13 protein-coding genes are annotated in these 16,830 nt (G+C 63.0%); 8 read left to right on the plus strand and 5 right to left on the minus strand.

Annotated features, from left to right (window positions below; all coding sequences use genetic code 11):
• Positions 1-270 precede the first annotated feature (270 nt).
• From gyrB to dnaA, 4 genes are all read right to left on the minus strand, one after another.
• Positions 271-2,685, minus strand: coding sequence for a DNA topoisomerase (ATP-hydrolyzing) subunit B (gene gyrB / locus DOM54_RS04620; protein ID WP_110715224.1), 2,415 nt, complete (start codon positions 2,683-2,685; stop codon positions 271-273).
• Between the two features lie 19 nt (positions 2,686-2,704).
• Positions 2,705-3,790: a DNA replication/repair protein RecF gene (gene recF / locus DOM54_RS04625; RefSeq protein ID WP_110715225.1), complete on the minus strand. Its 1,086-nt coding sequence runs from the start codon at positions 3,788-3,790 to the stop codon at positions 2,705-2,707.
• Positions 3,791-4,010: 220 nt separating this feature from the next.
• Positions 4,011-5,114, minus strand: a complete 1,104-nt coding sequence (gene dnaN, locus DOM54_RS04630; protein WP_110601626.1) for a DNA polymerase III subunit beta — start codon at positions 5,112-5,114, stop codon at positions 4,011-4,013.
• Positions 5,115-5,280: 166 nt separating this feature from the next.
• Positions 5,281-6,759 carry a chromosomal replication initiator protein DnaA gene (gene dnaA, locus DOM54_RS04635; RefSeq protein WP_110715226.1) on the minus strand — a complete coding sequence of 493 codons (1,479 nt, stop codon included), beginning with the start codon at positions 6,757-6,759 and terminating at the stop codon, positions 5,281-5,283.
• A 604-nt stretch (positions 6,760-7,363) separates the two neighbouring features.
• Between dnaA and rpmH the strand changes: the two genes are divergently transcribed.
• The 4 genes from rpmH (at position 7,364) to mnmE (ending at position 11,223) form a co-directional block, all read left to right on the plus strand.
• On the plus strand, positions 7,364-7,498 hold the full coding sequence (gene rpmH, locus DOM54_RS04640) for a 50S ribosomal protein L34 (protein ID WP_019019264.1): 135 nt from the start codon (positions 7,364-7,366) through the stop codon (positions 7,496-7,498).
• Positions 7,499-7,509: 11 nt separating this feature from the next.
• Positions 7,510-7,893, plus strand: coding sequence for a ribonuclease P protein component (gene rnpA, locus DOM54_RS04645; protein WP_110601631.1), 384 nt, complete (start codon positions 7,510-7,512; stop codon positions 7,891-7,893).
• 105 nt (positions 7,894-7,998) lie between these two features.
• Positions 7,999-9,687, plus strand: coding sequence for a membrane protein insertase YidC (gene yidC / locus DOM54_RS04650; RefSeq protein WP_110715227.1), 1,689 nt, complete (start codon positions 7,999-8,001; stop codon positions 9,685-9,687).
• Positions 9,688-9,831: 144 nt separating this feature from the next.
• Positions 9,832-11,223 (plus strand): tRNA uridine-5-carboxymethylaminomethyl(34) synthesis GTPase MnmE, encoded by a 1,392-nt coding sequence (gene mnmE / locus DOM54_RS04655; protein ID WP_110715228.1) that lies wholly within the window; start codon positions 9,832-9,834, stop codon positions 11,221-11,223.
• Between the two features lie 59 nt (positions 11,224-11,282).
• On the opposite strand, the gene DOM54_RS04660 is transcribed toward mnmE, so the two are convergent.
• Positions 11,283-12,719: an aminotransferase-like domain-containing protein gene (locus DOM54_RS04660; protein ID WP_110715229.1), complete on the minus strand. Its 1,437-nt coding sequence runs from the start codon at positions 12,717-12,719 to the stop codon at positions 11,283-11,285.
• Positions 12,720-12,912: 193 nt separating this feature from the next.
• Here DOM54_RS04660 and DOM54_RS04665 point away from each other — a divergent pair, with 193 nt between their 5' ends.
• From DOM54_RS04665 to DOM54_RS04680, 4 genes are all read left to right on the plus strand, one after another.
• Positions 12,913-13,146, plus strand: coding sequence for a DUF1127 domain-containing protein (locus DOM54_RS04665; RefSeq protein ID WP_110715230.1), 234 nt, complete (start codon positions 12,913-12,915; stop codon positions 13,144-13,146).
• Between the two features lie 43 nt (positions 13,147-13,189).
• Complete coding sequence (locus tag DOM54_RS04670) at positions 13,190-14,089, plus strand: PhzF family phenazine biosynthesis protein (RefSeq protein WP_110715231.1); 900 nt, start codon at positions 13,190-13,192, stop codon at positions 14,087-14,089.
• Between the two features lie 68 nt (positions 14,090-14,157).
• On the plus strand, positions 14,158-15,237 hold the full coding sequence (locus tag DOM54_RS04675; RefSeq protein ID WP_110715232.1) for a lipoate-protein ligase LplAB: 1,080 nt from the start codon (positions 14,158-14,160) through the stop codon (positions 15,235-15,237).
• Positions 15,238-15,445: 208 nt separating this feature from the next.
• Positions 15,446-16,741: an MFS transporter gene (locus DOM54_RS04680; protein WP_110715233.1), complete on the plus strand. Its 1,296-nt coding sequence runs from the start codon at positions 15,446-15,448 to the stop codon at positions 16,739-16,741.
• Positions 16,742-16,830 lie beyond the last annotated feature (89 nt).

A 16,830-nucleotide genomic window follows, 5' to 3' on the forward strand; every position in this document is an offset into this window, starting at 1 on the left:
GCGCATGGTGGTGCGCTTTCCGGCCAGACGGGCTCGGCTTCTCCACCCAAAGTCGCATCGACCAATGCGCTATATCGCGGGGCCGAGGTCACGGCCGATTGAATTCGACAAGGCGGGCTGCCGCGCCAACGACAGGCAAAAAAAACGGCCCATCCCGAGGGATGAGCCGCTGGTTCGACAGGCCCGCGCTGGCGGACCCGGTACTAGGGCCTTGTCCAGTCACGCAACGAAGCCTGAGCGGATTCGACGTGTAACCCGAAGGGACGGCCCTTAGATGTCCAGATTGGCCACCAGCGCGAAGCGCTCGATGAAATCACGACGCGGCTCGACCTCGTCGCCCATCAGGGTGTTGAACATCTGGTCGGCGGCGACGGCATCCTCGATGGAGACCCGCAGCATGCGCCGTGAGCCCGGATCCATGGTGGTCTCCCACAGCTGATCCGGGTTCATCTCCCCCAGCCCCTTGTAGCGCTGGATGCTGAGCCCGCGTTGCGCTTCCAGCATCAGCCACTCGAGCGCATCGTAGAAGTTGCCGATCGGCTTCTGGCGCTCGCCACGGGCGATATAGGCGCCCTCTTCGATCAGGCCATCGAGGGTCTCGCCCAGGGTGGCCAGCGCGCGATAGTCGGCGCTGCGGAAGAAGTCGATACCCCAGACATAATCCGTGGTCACGCCGTGAGCCGTCAGCGCCACGCTCGGCATCCACAGGCCGCGCTCGGTGTCTTCCTGCAGTTGGAAGGTATAGCGCGGGCCGCCCTCATGGGCGATCAGCGAGTCCATCGCCACCTGGAGCTCGTCGATCCAGTTCTGCATGGTGTTGCGGTCGTCGAGATTGGTTTCGTCGAGCTTGACCGCGTGAACCATCTTGCGCAGCACGGCGTTGGGATAGACCCGTGACAGCCGGTCGATGCGCTTCATCACGTCACGATACTGGTTGACCAGCGCTTCCAGATTCTCGCCCGCGATGCCCGGCGAGTCCGCATTGACGTAGAGCCGCCCGCCATCCAGCGCCGTGGTGGTGAGGTAGTCGGTCATCGCCTGCTCGTCCTTCAGGTACATCTCCTGCTTGCCACGCTTGATCTTGTAGAGCGGCGGCTGGGCGATGAAGACGTGGCCACGCTCGATCAGCTCCGGCATCTGGCGGAAGAAGAACGTCAGCAGCAGCGTGCGGATGTGCGAGCCGTCGACGTCGGCATCGGTCATGATGATGATCGAGTGGTAGCGCAGCTTGTCCGGATTGAACTCCTCGCGCCCGATGCCGCAGCCCAGCGCGGTAATCAGCGTGCCCACTTCGGCGGACGAGAGCATCTTGTCGAAGCGCGCCTTCTCGACGTTGAGGATCTTGCCCTTGAGCGGCAGGATCGCCTGGGTACGCCGGTCGCGACCCTGCTTGGCGCTGCCGCCGGCGGAGTCGCCCTCCACCAGGTAGAGCTCGGAGAGACCGGGGTCCTTCTCCTGGCAGTCGGCCAGCTTGCCGGGCAGCCCGGCGATATCCAGCGCACCCTTGCGCCGGGTCATGTCGCGGGCCTTGCGCGCCGCTTCCCGGGCACGCGCGGCATCGATCATCTTGCTGACGATCGCCTTGGCCTCGTTGGGATGCTCGATCAGGTAGTCGGAGAATTGACGGCTCAGCTCCTGGTCGACCGCGGTCTTGACCTCGGAAGAGACCAGCTTGTCCTTGGTCTGCGACGAGAACTTGGGATCCGGCACCTTGACCGAGATGATCGCGGTGAGACCTTCACGGGCGTCGTCGCCGGCGGTCGCCACCTTGGCCTTCTTCTGGATTTCTTCCGCTTCGATGTAACTGTTGAGGGTGCGCGTCAGCGCCGCGCGGAAGCCCGCCATGTGGGTGCCGCCGTCACGCTGCGGAATGTTGTTGGTGTAGCAGAACACGTTCTCGGTGAAGGTGTCGTTCCACTGCATCGCCACTTCCACGGCGATACCGTCTTCACGCTGGATCTCGAAGTGGAAGACCGGGTTGATCGCGGTGCGATTGGTGTTGAGATGGTCGACGAAGGCGCGCAGGCCGCCTTCGTAGTGGAACAGCTCCTCGCGGCCGTCGCGCTCGTCGAGCAGGCGAATGGCGACGCCGGAGTTCAGAAACGACAGCTCGCGCAGGCGCTTGGCAAGGATGTCGTAATGAAACTCGATATTGGCGAAGGTATCGCTGGACGGCTTGAAGCTGATCTGGGTACCGGACTTCTCGGTCTCGCCGACGATGGCGAGCGGCGCCTGCGGCACACCGTGATGATAGATCTGTTCGTGGACCTGGTTGTTGCGCCAGATGGTCAGCTTGAGCTGCTCCGAGAGCGCGTTGACCACCGAGACCCCCACGCCGTGCAGGCCACCGGACACCTTGTAGGAGTTGTCGTCGAACTTACCGCCGGCGTGGAGCACGGTCATGATGACCTCGGCCGCGGAGACGCCTTCGGCGTGGATATCGGTGGGGATGCCGCGGCCGTCGTCGGAGACGGTCACCGACTCGTCCGGATGGATGACGATCCGGATCTCGCTGCAATGACCGGCCAGCGCTTCGTCGATGGAGTTGTCGACGATCTCGAACACCATATGGTGCAGCCCGGTACCGTCATCGGTATCGCCGATGTACATGCCGGGACGCTTGCGCACCGCGTCCAATCCCTTGAGGACCTTGATGCTCGATGAATCGTAGGCCTGTTCGCTCATTGCTCACTCCATGGTGAAATCATTCCGAATGCAGCCGCCCGCCGGCCAGTTTCGATGCCACGACATCCGTTTGTGGCTGCCAGACGTCGGCCAGCGCCGCGCGATCGACGCTGGTGATGAAGACCTGGCAGTTGAGCCGCTCCAACCATTGGCAGAAGATCCGCCGATGATCGCCGTCGAGCTCCGCCGGCAGGTCGTCGATCAGGTAAAGGCAGGTGCCTCCCGTCAACTGCTCGAGCAGGCGTCCCTGGGCCAGTTTCATGGCGCTGACCACCAGCTTCTGCTGACCGCGCGACAATACCTCCACCGCGGGATGGCGGCCGACGCGAATGCGCAGGTCGGCACGCTGTGGCCCCTGCTGGGTAAAGCCCATCTGGCGATCGGTATCGCGCCCGGCCTCGAAGACCTCGAGCAGGGCCCGCTGCCGATCCCATCCCCGCGAGTAGCGCAGCGTCAGATCCGGCAATGGCAGCAGCGCCGCCAGGGTCTCTTCGAACACCGGCAAGAAGCGCGTCATGTAGCTCGCGCGCAGCCCGTCCAGACGCTCGCTCCAGTGGGCGAGTTCACGCTCCCAGACATGGATCGACTGGACGTCGATTCTATCATGTCTGAGCAGGGCATTCCGATGTTTCAAGGCCCTTCTGACCCGCTTCCAGCTGTCCAGAAACTCCCGCTCGGCGTGAAACACGCCCCAGTCGAGGAACTCGCGTCGGGCGGCCGGCGAGCCTTCGAGAAGACGGAAGGCATCGGGGTTGATCAACTGCAGCGGCAGCGCCTCGGCCAACTGGGTGATGCGCGCGGCGCGTTCGCCATTGACCCGCAGCTCGAGCTCGGTGCCATCGCGGCGGCGACGCACCCCGACCGGCAGTGGCGGGTCGCCGGCCAGCCGCCCGAACAGCGTCACTTCATCGGCGTCGTGGTCGATCAGCGCCTTGAGCTTCTGGGTCCGGAACGACCGCGCCATCCCCAGCACGTGGATGCCCTCCAGCAGCGACGTCTTGCCGCTGCCGTTGGGCCCGGTGATCAGATTGATGTGCGGCCCGGGTGCCATCTCGAGCGCCCCCAGATTGCGCAGGCCGTGGAAACTCAACCGATCGAGCGGCATGGCACGTGACAACTCATGGCAAGAGACGAGAGGAAACGCCCGGACTGCGGGCAGCGTGGAAAGAAGCACCCGAACATTTAACCGCCGAGATGGAAGAAGTTGGCGAGCGACGATCAGGCGCGGCAAAAATCGGCGAACCAGCGGAGCTTATGTGGGTATAAGTGAGCAAGGTTCGCCGGTTTTTAACAAAGCATGATCGAGCGCAGCCACTTCCCTGCACTCAGAGGCGCATCGGCATGACGACGTAGCGCGCATCCCCACCACCCGGCTCTTCCATCAGGGCCGAGCTGTTGGCGTCCGACAGCGTCATCTGCATGCGGTCGGCATCCAGCACGTTGAGCACGTCGATCAGATAACCGACGTTGAAGCCGATCTCCAACGCATCGCCCGAGTACTCGATGCTGACGTTCTCCTCGGCCTCTTCCTGCTCGGGATTGTTGGCCATCACCTTGAGGTTGTTCTCCTCGAGGTGGAGGCGCACGCCGCGGTACTTCTCGTTGGAGAGGATCGCCGTACGCGCCAGGTTCTGGCGCAGTTCGCCGCGCTCGGCGATGAAGACCTTGTCGCCGCCTTTGGGAATGACCCGGTCGTAATCGGGGAACTTGCCATCGACCAGCTTCGAGGTGAAGGTGAATTCACCGGTGTTGGCGCGGATGTGGTTGGAGCCCAGCATCAGCTCGACCGGCTCGTCGCTGCCGTCGAGCAGACGCGTCAGCTCCAGCACGCCCTTGCGCGGCACGATCAGCTTGCGCGGTGCCTCCATCTCGATCTCGGCGCTGCGTTCGCAGACCGCCAGACGGTGGCCATCGGTGGCGACCGTGCGCACCAGATGGTCGGCCAGTTCGAGCAGCATGCCGTTGAGGTAGTAGCGCACGTCCTGCTGGGCCATGGCGAACGAGGTCGAGTCGATCAGGTACTTCAGCGTGCCGCGCGGCAGCGACAGGGTGGTGTCGTTCTGACCATCTTCGATGTTGGGGAACTCGGCTACCGGCAGCGTGGAGAGCGTGAAGCGCGAACGCCCGGCGCGCAGCACGACACGGCCGTCCTCCAGCGAGAAGCTGATGTCGGACTGGTCCGGCAACGATTTGCAGATATCCATCAGCTTGCGCGCCGGCACCGTGACGGAGCCTGGCTCGTCCACCAGCGCCGGCGTGGCACGGCCGATCAATTCCACCTCGAGATCGGTACCAGTCAATGCCAGTTGCTCGTTCTGGACTTCGATCAGCACATTGGAGAGCACCGGCAGGGTCTGGCGGCGCTCGACCACCCCGGCCACCAGTGTCAGCGGGCGCAGCAGGGCTTCGCGAGAGATGGAAAATTTCATTGGGGCTCCGTTGTTGGTTCAATAAGCCTGAAGTTGAATCCGGTAACCGGTGGATCGCTTTGCATCATGGGACGGACGAGGAAACCGTCGGGCCGCGCCGTCTCATTCTTGCCGTGCCGGTCGTCGCTAGCAATCCCCGAGGCCAGGGAATTCGTTACACGCCGACTCAACTGGTCAGCAGTCGCATCAGATTCTTGTAGTCCTCGCGGATGTCCGCGCTCTCCTCCTTCAGCGCCACCACCTTGCGACAGGCGTGCAGCACCGTCGTGTGGTCGCGGCCGCCGAAGGCGTCACCGATCTCGGGCAAACTGTGGTTGGTCAGTTCCTTGGCCAGCGCCATCGCCACCTGGCGCGGCCGCGCCACCGAACGCGAGCGACGTTTGGAGAGCAGGTCGGCCAGCTTGATCTTGTAATATTCCGCCACCGTGCGCTGGATGTTCTCGATGCCGACCTGCTTGTCCTGCAGCGCCAGCAAGTCCTTGAGCGATTCGCGGATGAAATCCTGGGTGATCGGCTTGCCCATGAAGTGGGAGTCGGCAATCACCTTCTTGAGCGCCCCCTCCAGCTCGCGCACGTTGGAGCGGATCTTCTGGGCAATGAAGAACGCCGCATCGTGGGGCAGATCGACCTCGGCCTGATCCGCCTTCTTCATCAGGATCGCCACCCGGGTTTCGAGTTCCGGCGGCTCGATCGCGACCGTCAACCCCCAGCCGAAACGCGACTTCAGGCGCTCCTCGACGCCGCTGATCTCCTTGGGATAGCGATCAGAGGTCAGGATCATCTGCTGCCCGCCTTCCAGCAAGGCGTTGAACGTGTGGAAAAACTCCTCCTGGGAGCGCTCCTTGCCGGCAAAGAACTGGATATCGTCGATCAGCAGCGCATCGACGCTGCGATAGAAGCGCTTGAAATCGTTGATCGCGTTGAGCTGCAGCGCCTTGACCATGTCGGCGACGAAACGCTCGGAGTGAAGATAGACCACCTTGGCGTTGTCTCTGAGACCCGCGAGATGGTTGCCCACCGCATGCATCAGGTGGGTCTTGCCCAGACCCACGCCACCGTAGAGAAACAGCGGATTGTAGGCCCCGCCTGGGTTCTCGGATACCTGACGCGAAGCGGCCCGCGCCAGTTGGTTCGACTTGCCCTCGACGAAGGTTTCGAAGGTGAAATTGGGGTTGAGTCCGCTGCCGTGCTTGAGGCTGCCCTCGACCTGGACCTGGCGCTCGCTGCCCCGCCGTCCACTCTCCTCGCGTTCACGGGCTCGATCGAGCTGCTTCTCCTCGGCCGCCTCGTTGGAGCGCGGGCTCGTCTGTATCCCCGGGGCCGCGGATCGCTGAGGCTGACGACTCGGGGCGGAAACCGGCGCACCAAGATCCCGCGGCGACACCGCCGCGGCCCGTCGGCTACCCACCGTCAGATGGACCTTGGGAGGCTTGCTGCTGGAGGCAACCTCGCGCAACAGTTCGTTGATCCGCTTCAGGTACTTGTCGCTGACCCAGTCACGGACGAATCGATTGGGGGCCAACAGACAGAGTTCGTCCACTTCGCCGTCCTCCGCCTGCAGAGGACGAATCCAGGTATTGAATTGCTGAGAGCTCAACTCATCCTGCAGCGAGTTCAGACATTGTTGCCAGAGAGCGACAGACACACGACCTCACCGAACGTTGAGAGAGAATGGAAAAAACGGCCGCACATTGTAGCGTCGGCCTGCCAGGTTATCCACACGAAGTCGATTTTCCAACGACTGTGGATAAGTCGACGCTCATCGCTGGCAATGCTGTGGATGTCCAGGGCAATCCGCGTGGACAAGACGGTGTGGGCGGTCTTGTCGCCAGTTGGCGATCCTCACCCTATGCACGGCTCATGCGCAACTTCCCCACAACCCAAAAAACCTAACAACTTCATGATACAAAATGAATTTTATGGGTTATCCACAAAGGTTATCCCCGTCGTTAACCACATGGTGTGATTGACACTCTCGCGGAACTGCGATCTCGCATCTCCATCCGGTTGCCGGCATCGCCACCACAATCGTCGATGGCCGCCCACGTCATCGGTCTTCCGTCCAAGGCATGACGGCTGGTGATTCACTCACAACGGGGTGTGGATAATTCACGGAAAAATTGCACCCGAACCGCGGATTCACTAGAATTCCCGCTCTTGAGTCGAGTGAGCCCGCTTCCCGCGAATGCGTCGGGCGTCCCGCTTCAACCAGTTTTCTTTAGAAATCAACTAATTGGGAATCAGCAACTATGAAACGCACCTTCCAGCCCAGCGTTCTGAAGCGTAAGCGCGTCCACGGTTTTCGCGCCCGCATGGCCACCAAGAACGGTCGCCAGGTCATTGCCCGTCGCCGTGCCAAAGGCCGTAAACGCCTGAGCGCCTGATCGGACGCCGGGTGTCCGATCAGCGTTTTCCCCGGCAACTGCGATTGCTGAATGCCGGGGACTACAAGCACGTCTTCGACCACGCTCCCTACAAGGTCCATGGTAAAGGATTGCTGGCGTTGGCCCGACCCAACGCGCTTGGCCATCCACGGATCGGGTTGATCTTCAGCAAGAAGAACGTGCGCCGTGCCGTCGACCGCAATCGCCTCAAGCGCCTCGTGCGCGAATCCATTCGCCATCAACAGCATCGTTTACCGGCAGTGGATATCGTCATACTCGCGCGACGAGGGGTACATGAGCTGGACAACGCCAGCGTCGCCCGCCAGCTCAATGGCATGTGGCGACGGCTGGAGAAGTCCGCTCGCCAGATGCGTCAAGACGTTTCGTCTTCCTGATCGGACATCCCCGCGCCGAAGGCCGGGGAGCACCGGCGAACCTCGCCGGTCGATCGCCGATGCCCGGCGCCCACCGACCCATTCCCTTACCGGGCAGACCCCTATATGGATTTGAAACGACTCCTTTTCGTGATTCCGTTGGCCGTGCTGGCCTACCTGCTGATCATGCAGTGGAATCAGGACTACGGTCAGCACGTCGTGAACAACCCGGCGCCGGAGATGGCGGCTTCATCGGGTAACGGCAATGACGGCGAGAGCAGCGCCCTGTCCGCACCGACGGGTAGCAACGGCAAAGCCAAGCCGATTCAGGACGACATGCCTGCCGACGCCGATCCGGCCAAAGGCAGCAACCTGATCCAGGTCCAGAGCGACGTGCTGGACCTGCGTATCAATCCCAACGGCGGCGATATCGTCTACGCCGCGCTGTTCGGTCATGATCAGGCGCTCGACTCCGACACCCCCTTCGTTCTGCTCAGCGACAACAACGTGCGCAGCTACGTGGCCAAGTCGGGGCTGCAGATCGAGGGCCACTCCGGTCGGATCCCGTTCACCGCCGACCAGAACAGCTACCAGCTCAGCCAGGGTGAAGACTCGATCAACGTCGACCTGCATGGCAGTGTCAACGGCGTCGATATCATCAAGCGCTTCGTGATCGACCGCGACAGCTACGCGATCAAGGTCGAATACCTGATCGACAACGAGAGCCAGCAGCCGGTCACCGCCCGCTTCATCGGCCAGCTCGCCCGCGATCAGAGCGCCGACCCGACCAATGGCCAGGGTGTCGGCATGCACTCGTTCCTGGGCGCCGCGTTCTCCTCGCCGGACGAGAAGTACAGCAAGGTCGACTTCGACGACATCCGCAAGGGCAACTTCCAGAACCGCGACGTGAAGGGTGGCTGGGTCGCGATGATCCAGCACTACTTCACCTCGGCCTGGGTGCCCAATCCGGACCAGCAGAACCTTTATTACGGCAGCGTCGACAATCGCGACCGGACCGTCGCCGCCTTCGCCGGACCCAACCAGACCCTCGAGCCGGGCCAGCAGGCGACGCTCGCGGCCACCCTGTTCGTGGGCCCGAAGGTTCAGGATCGTCTCGAGGCCGTGGCACCGAACCTGGAGCTGACCGTCGATTTCGGCTGGTTGTGGTTCCTGGCCAACCCGCTGTTCTGGCTGCTGGAGAAGATCCATGGCCTGATCGGCAACTGGGGCTGGTCCATCGTCCTGCTGACCGTCTGCGTCAAGATCGTGCTGTTCCCGCTGGCGGCCAAGGCCTACAAGTCGATGGCCCGGATGCGCAAGATGGGCCCGGAGATGAAACGGCTCAAGGAGCAGTACGGCGACGATCGCCAGAAGATGTCGCAGGAGATGATGAAGTTCTACCAGAAGGAGAAGATCAATCCTCTGGGAGGCTGCCTGCCGATGGTGATCCAGATGCCGGTGTTCATCGCGCTCTACTGGATGCTGATGGAGTCGGTGGAGCTGCGCCATGCGCCGTTCATGCTGTGGATCAACGATCTCTCGGCCAAGGACCCCTACTTCATCCTGCCGATCATCATGGGCGCCACCATGCTGCTGCAGCAGTTCCTGAACCCGACCCCGCCGGACCCGATGCAGGCGAAGATCATGAAGATGCTGCCGGTGGTCTTCACCTTCTTCTTCCTGTGGTTCCCGGCCGGCCTGGTGATCTACTGGATCGTCAACAACTCGATTTCGATCCTGCAGCAGTGGTTCATCACCAACAAGGTGCTCAAGGAGGATGCCGGCAACGGCAAGGCCGTGAAAGCCAAGGGCTGACACGGATCTCCCCCGCACCTCCAGACCCCCGCCCCGGCGGGGGTCTGGCGTTTCAGGCTCTGGCTTTTCCACACTGGCATTCCACGGAGCGCCCCCGGACAATGCCCGCCAAGCCGGCCACGATATCGATTCTCGGAGAAGCTCATGAACGCGCCGTCCCCCTCTTCCCACGCGCCGCTCTACCGCCAGGACACCATCGCGGCCCTGGCCACGCCGCCCGGGCGCGGCGGCGTCGGCATCGTCCGCGTTTCGGGGCCGTCGGCAAAGACCCTGGCGGAGCGCATTCTCGGGCATCATCCGACGCCGCGTTACGCTCACTACGGGCCGTTCCACGGCGAGGATAGCGTCATCGACGAGGGCATCGCCCTCTACTTCCCCGGCCCCCACTCCTTCACCGGCGAGGACGTGCTGGAGCTTCAGGGCCACGGCGGCCCGGTACTGATGGACATGCTGCTGGAGCGCTGCGTGCAACTGGGCGCACGGCTGGCCCGGCCGGGCGAATTCTCTGAGCGCGCCTTCCTCAACGACAAGCTCGACCTGGCCCAGGCCGAGGCGATCGCCGACCTGATCGACGCCAGCTCACGGGCCGCAGCTGAAAATGCCCTGCGTTCGCTACAGGGCGAATTCTCGCAGCGCGTCTCGCAGTTGGTCAGCGAGTTGATTCAACTGCGTCTCTACGTCGAGGCGGCCATCGACTTCCCCGAGGAGGAGATCGATTTCCTCGCCGACGGCGTGGTCGCCGCCAGGCTGGCGACGCTGCGCCAGACGCTGGAAACCGTCCGAGCCGCCGCCAACCAGGGTGCACTGATGCGCGAGGGCATGAACGTGGTGATCGCGGGGCGCCCCAACGCCGGCAAGTCGAGCCTGCTCAACCGGCTGACCGAGCGCGACAGCGCCATCGTCACCGAGATCGAGGGCACCACCCGCGACGTGCTGCGCGAGCATATTCATCTCGACGGCATGCCACTGCACGTGATCGATACTGCCGGCCTGCGCGACACGCCGGATGCCGTGGAAAGGATCGGCGTCCAGCGCGCCTGGGCGGAGATCGAGAAGGCGGATCGGGTGCTGCTGCTGGTCGATGGACGCGAGACGGCATCGCTCGACCCCACGAGAATCTGGCCGGAGTTCGTCGCGCGCCTGCCCGACCCCAGCCGGTTGACCCTGGTGCGCAACAAGATCGACCAGAGCGGCGAGGGTAGCGACTTCGACCTGTCCACAACGCCTCCGGTGATCCGGATATCGGCGGAGACCGGCGCCGGTGTGGATAACCTGAAAGCCCATCTCAAGGCGGTGATGGGCTTCGATGCCACCACCGAAGGCCGCTTCTCCGCCCGCCGCCGCCATCTCGATGCGCTCGACCGGGCGGCCCAGGCATTGTCCAGCGGCACGGCCCAGCTCGAGGGTGCGGCTGCCGGCGAACTGCTCGCCGAGGACCTGCGCGACGCCCAGCAGTCGCTCAACGAGATCACCGGCGAATTCACCGCCGACGATCTGCTCGGCGAGATCTTCGGCAGCTTCTGCATCGGCAAGTAGAACAGCAAGTGAGCCGTATATGCTTACTGGGCGTGTCGCCAGCAGCCGGTCCAGATGTCTCAGGCCAGACGCCTGGGCCGGCACCCCTCGCTCGCCTGCTGGCCCACCATCTCACCTACCCGCGCGACCGCCCGGGCGGTCGCGGTATCGAACACGGCGTGGTTGAGGCGCAGGCAGTGGCGATACTTGCCGGTGGCGGAGAACATCACGCCGGGGGCGATACGAATGTCCTCCGCCATCAGCCGCTCGTTGAGCGCGACGGTGTCGATACCTCCCTCGCACTGCAGCCATAGCATGAAGCCTCCGGCCGGATAGCTGACCCGGGTCGAGGCCGGAAAGGCGTCGGCGATCAGGTCCAGCATCAGATTGCGATTGCGCTGATACTGGGCCCGCATCCGGCGCAGGTGGGGATCGTGGTGCCCCTCGCGGATGAACTCGGCCACCGCCATCTGCCCGTGGGTGGCGGTGGCGCCGGTACCGACGTACTTCATGTGCAGCGCCCGCTCGTGATAGCGGCCCGGCACGATCCAGCCGAGGCGCAGCCCCGGGGCCAGGGTCTTGGAGAACGAACTGCACAACAGCACCCGCCCATCCTCGTCGAAGGACTTGATCGTCGCCGGGCGTGGAAAGGCGTAGCTGAGGTCGCCATAGACATCGTCTTCGATGATCGCCACGTCGAAGCGCTGCGCCAGGGCGTAGAGCGCCCGCTTGCGCTCGAGCGACAGCGTATAACCGAGCGGGTTGTTGCAGGTCGGCGTCACCTGGATGGCACGAATCGGCCACTGCTCCAGGGCCAGCTCCAGCGCTTCGAGGCTGATCCCGGTTTCGGGGTCGGTGGGGATCTCCATCGCCTTCATGCCGTAGGCGCGAATCGACTGCAGGGCGCCATAGAAGCTCGGCGAATCCACCGCGATGATACCGCCGGGTTCGCACACCGCGCGCATGGCGATCGAGATCGCCTCGTGGCAGCCGGTGGTGACCACGATGTCGTCCGGGTGCAGCCGGCAGCCGTGACCGACCGCGAGGCGCGCGATCTGCTCGCGCAATTCGGGGCGCCCGTGCAGGGTATCGTAGTTGAGCCCGATCAGGTCCTGACGCCGAATGACACGGGACAGCGCCCGGAGCAGCGGCTTGAGCGTCGGCGCATCGATGTCCGGCATCCCTCGGCCCAGGTTGTCCATGCTGGCGTCCGGCAGTACGCAGGTGCCCTCGCGCACCTGTTCCCACTGCGAGACTTCCACTGGCCGCTGCGCCGTTCGTCCAGCCGGTGGCGGCAGCGGCCGCTCCCGCTGAGGCGAGACGAAATAACCTGACTTGGGCCGCGCCTCGATCAGTTGTGCATCTTCCAGTTGATGGTAGGCGTGCTGCACGGTGGAGAGGCTGACCCCATGTGCCTGTGCCAGGGCGCGCACCGAGGGCAACCGGTCGGCGGGCCGGTAATAGCCCTTCTGGATGCGCTCGCGCAGATGATCGGCCAGTCGTTCGTAGCGGTGCATGGGACCTCCGGAGACTATGGCCTCATTGTGTATGCTCGCTGCCGTCACTTCACGATACAGATGCTGTCGAAGTCGGGCATACAGATGGCCTCATCGGGTTTCTGTATCCTCGATATAGCATTTTTCTGGATCTGTATGGAGCCATCTTCTCGCCGTAGTCTGGATCCATCGTTCAGATACCGGGAGTCGTCCCATGCGCCTTGCCCTGTTTTCTCCTCTGTTTCCGGCTTTTTCCCGCTGGAGAGCCGCGTCGAGCACAACTCAGAAGTCCGGCATCCAGGACACCCGACGCATCTACCGGCCCGGGCCCTGGGTGCGCTGGCGTACCCGCCAGCAGTTGGCACAATTGGATGCGCGACAGCTAGCGGATATCGGGCTCACGCCGGCCCAGGCACGACACGAGATCCATCAGCCGTTCTGGCGCTAGTCCCCAACCCCGAGAAGAGGTCCATCCACGACAAGGAGAAGGCATGACCCAAACGTTACAAACTCAGATACCGGTCGGGAAACGCGAGCCCTATCGCTACATTCTGCTGGATGTCTTCACCGATACCCCTTTCGCGGGCAACCCGCTGGCGGTATTCCCCGATGCAGCCGACCTGGATGGCGATGCCATGAAGCGCATCGCCAAGGAGCTTAATCTTTCGGAAACCGTGTTCATTACCGATCGCCGGCAGATCGATAACGTCAGCATTCGGATATTCACGCCCGTGGGAGAAATTCCTTTTGCAGGGCACCCCACCGTGGGTACCGCTTGCTTGCTGAAAGCGCTGGGTTGGCACGATGGTGAACGTCCCCTGCTGTTGAGGGAAGGCGTTGGTGATGTGCCGATCCGCTTCATGGGCAAACGTGCGCGCCTGACCACGGCGATGCCGCTCGAGATCAGCCCGTGTCCTCTCACGATCGAGATGGCAGCAGAATCACTTGGTCTGCCGACGATTGCCATTGCCTCACCACCCGTGGCCGCGTCCTGCGGTATACGCTTCAATCTGATCGAGATAACCGACCTCGACAGTCTCCGACAGGCCCAGGTCAATGTTGCCAGGCTTCAAAGCGTGTTCCCGAATCCCGCTGATCGCGACCTCTATCTTTATGTTCGCCAATCGGCGCAGCAGTTGCGCACACGCATGTTCGCACCTGCGATGGGGATTCCCGAAGATCCCGCAACGGGTAGCGCAGCGGCGCCTTTGATCGGTTATCTCTCCCGCCAAGCGTCCTTCGATCGAACGCTGGATTGGCATCTGATACAGGGCGTCGAGATGGAGCGCCCCAGCCATATCTACGGCCAGGTCGAGCATGGGACCCACGGAGATCTCATTCATATCGAAGGCGAAGCCGTCATCGTCGGCGAGGGAACTCTCTATCTCTGAGCGACACGATTCCGCACCAGCCAGCGCTATACTGGCGGCAATGCAAGCGTTCAGGGCGAGGCGAGACGATGTCGGAAGCGGTCAACGGTGACGCAGGGGTTTACCACGGCGAATACAAGGTACCAGGCGGGAAACTGCTGGTGGCGGATGTCACGGTCCGCGACGGGCGACTGGCCTCGGTGCAGCTGTCCGGGGATTTCTTCCTCGAGCCCGACGATGCGCTGGAAGCGATCGACCGCGCCCTCGAGGGCGAATCGGTCGATGCCGCTACCAACACCCTGATCGCGACGATTCAATCCGCGCTGCCATCGCAGACCGAAATGGTCGGGCTGTCCGTGCCGGCCATCGCCACCGTGATACGACGCGCGCTCTCCCGGACCTCGGATTGGCGCGACCACCGGTTCGGCCTGATTCACCGCGCGCCGGAGCCACCCTTGCTGCACATGGCGCTGGACGAAGTGCTGACCCTCGAAGTGGCCGAAGGTCGCCGCGGCCCGACGCTGAGGGTGTGGGAGTGGGATCGCGCCGCCATCATCATCGGCGTGTTCCAGTCGCTGACCAACGAGGTCGACAGCGATGCGGCGGCTGCCGAGGGCATCGAAGTGGTCAGGCGCATCAGCGGCGGCGGCGCCATGTTCGTCGAGCCGGGCAACACCATCACCTGGTCGCTGATCGTGCCGGAGACCCTCGTCCAAGGGCTTACCTTCGTTGAAAGCTACGCCTTTCTCGACGACTGGGTGATCCAGGCACTGGGCGACATGGGCATCAAGGCCTGGTACGTGCCGATCAACGACATCACTTCGCCGGGCGGCAAGATCGCCGGCGCCGCGCAGAAGCGCATCAATGGCGCCGTTCTCCATCATGTCACCATGGCCTACGACATCGACGCCGACAAACTGACCCGCGTGCTGCGGATCGGGCGCGAGAAGCTCTCCGACAAGGGCACCGCCAGTGCCGGCAAGCGCGTCGATCCCCTCAGGCGCCAGACCGGGCTCGAGCGCGAGACGATCATCCAGCGCATGGTCGACTCGTTCGCCGCACGCTTTACCCTGATGCCAGCCTCCCTCACCGAAGACGAGCTGGAGCAGGCACATGCCCTGGCCAACGACAAGTTCTCGAGCGAGGCCTGGTTGCGACGCGTTCCCTGACCCAATACGGCGGTTTCGCTCACGGCTGCTAAGCTGAATCGGGTCAGCCGATATGCACCCTGCGAGTGCACGGCATCGAATAACATCGGTTATGGTTATGGCTAAAAATCGATAATATCATCTTATAATAAAGGCGGTTTTTGCGATCGCCAGCCCCTTCGGCACGCTTACTGCATGGATTGATTCGAGCGATGGCAAGGAGAAGGCTATGTGGTCGTTACTGCGACCCATTCGGGCGTTGCTGGGAAGTGTGGCGCTACTGCTGCTCGGCAATGGCCTGATCAACACCCTGTTGACACTGCGTGGCGCCGATGAGGGATTCTCGACCAGCCTGATCGGCATCATCATGTCCGGTTACTTCATCGGCTTCATTGGCGGTACCTGGATCAGCGGCCGGCTTATCAAACGCATGGGCCACATCCGGACCTTCGCGTTCTGTGCCGGCCTATGCGCCTCGTCCGCGCTGCTTCACCTGATCTTCATCAACCCTTGGGTCTGGCTGGGTCTGAGGGTGATCTACGGCCTCTCCTTCATCACCCTGATGACGGTGATCGAGAGCTGGTTGAACAGCCAGGCCTCCAGCCACCAGCGGGGGCGGGTCTTCGCGATTTACATGGTGGTCAACCTGGGGGCGCTGGCTATCGCCCAGCAGATCCTGCGCCTGGATACCCCGGACGGCTTCCTGCTGTTCGCGCTGACGTCGATCCTGATCAGTTGGGCGCTGTTGCCGATCACGATCACCAAACGCAGCCAGCCGGTCATGAGCGCTCGCCCGAAAAGCAGCCTCAAGGCGCTGCTGAACTTCGCACCGCTGGCCGTTGCCGCCTCGATGATGTCCGGGCTGGCGATGGGCGCTTTCTGGACGATGACACCAGTGTATGCGCGCGGCGTCGGCTTCGACGTGGCCGGGGTCGGCGTGGTGATGAGTTGCGCCATTCTCGGTGGTGCGCTGCTGCAGATTCCCATCGGTCGATTTTCCGATACTCACGACCGCCCCCGGGTCATGACCTACGTCGTGATTCTGGCTGCCATCGCAGCGGTCGCCATGCCATTCGCCCCCAACCAGATGACGCTGCTCGGACTATATTTCGTCTGGGGCGGTCTGTCGTTCTCGATCTACCCGATTGCCGTGGCCCAACTGGTCGATCAGTTGCATCCCGATGAAATCGTCGCCGGTTCAGCTGATATGCTGGTCGTACAAGGTGCCGGCAGTGCCGTTGCCCCGATTCTGGCCGGAGTGATCATGCATAACGTCGGCAACCAGGGATTACCGCTCTACATTGCCGCCGTCCTGGCGATGCTCGCTGGCTACGCCATCTACCGCCGACGTCGTGTATCGGTGCTGGTCAGCGGCGATACGGCCCATTTCGAACCCATGACACCCACCAGTAGCCAAGCCCTGGAGATGATGTACGACGACGTGCAGAGGGATCTGTTCGCCGACCCCAGTTTCTACGAAGAGCACGAACGCCAGCGAATCGTCGAGATGGCCAGCAAGGCCTGACCCCGAATTCAGGGACTGTCGCCATGCACGGCGGCGCCAAACGGCAACAGCCCCTACGCCACAGCCACTCGACGAACGCGCGAACCGCT

The sequence above is a fragment of the Salinicola acroporae genome (assembly GCF_003206615.1).
GTDB classification, from domain to species: Bacteria; Pseudomonadota; Gammaproteobacteria; order Pseudomonadales; family Halomonadaceae; genus Salinicola; species Salinicola acroporae.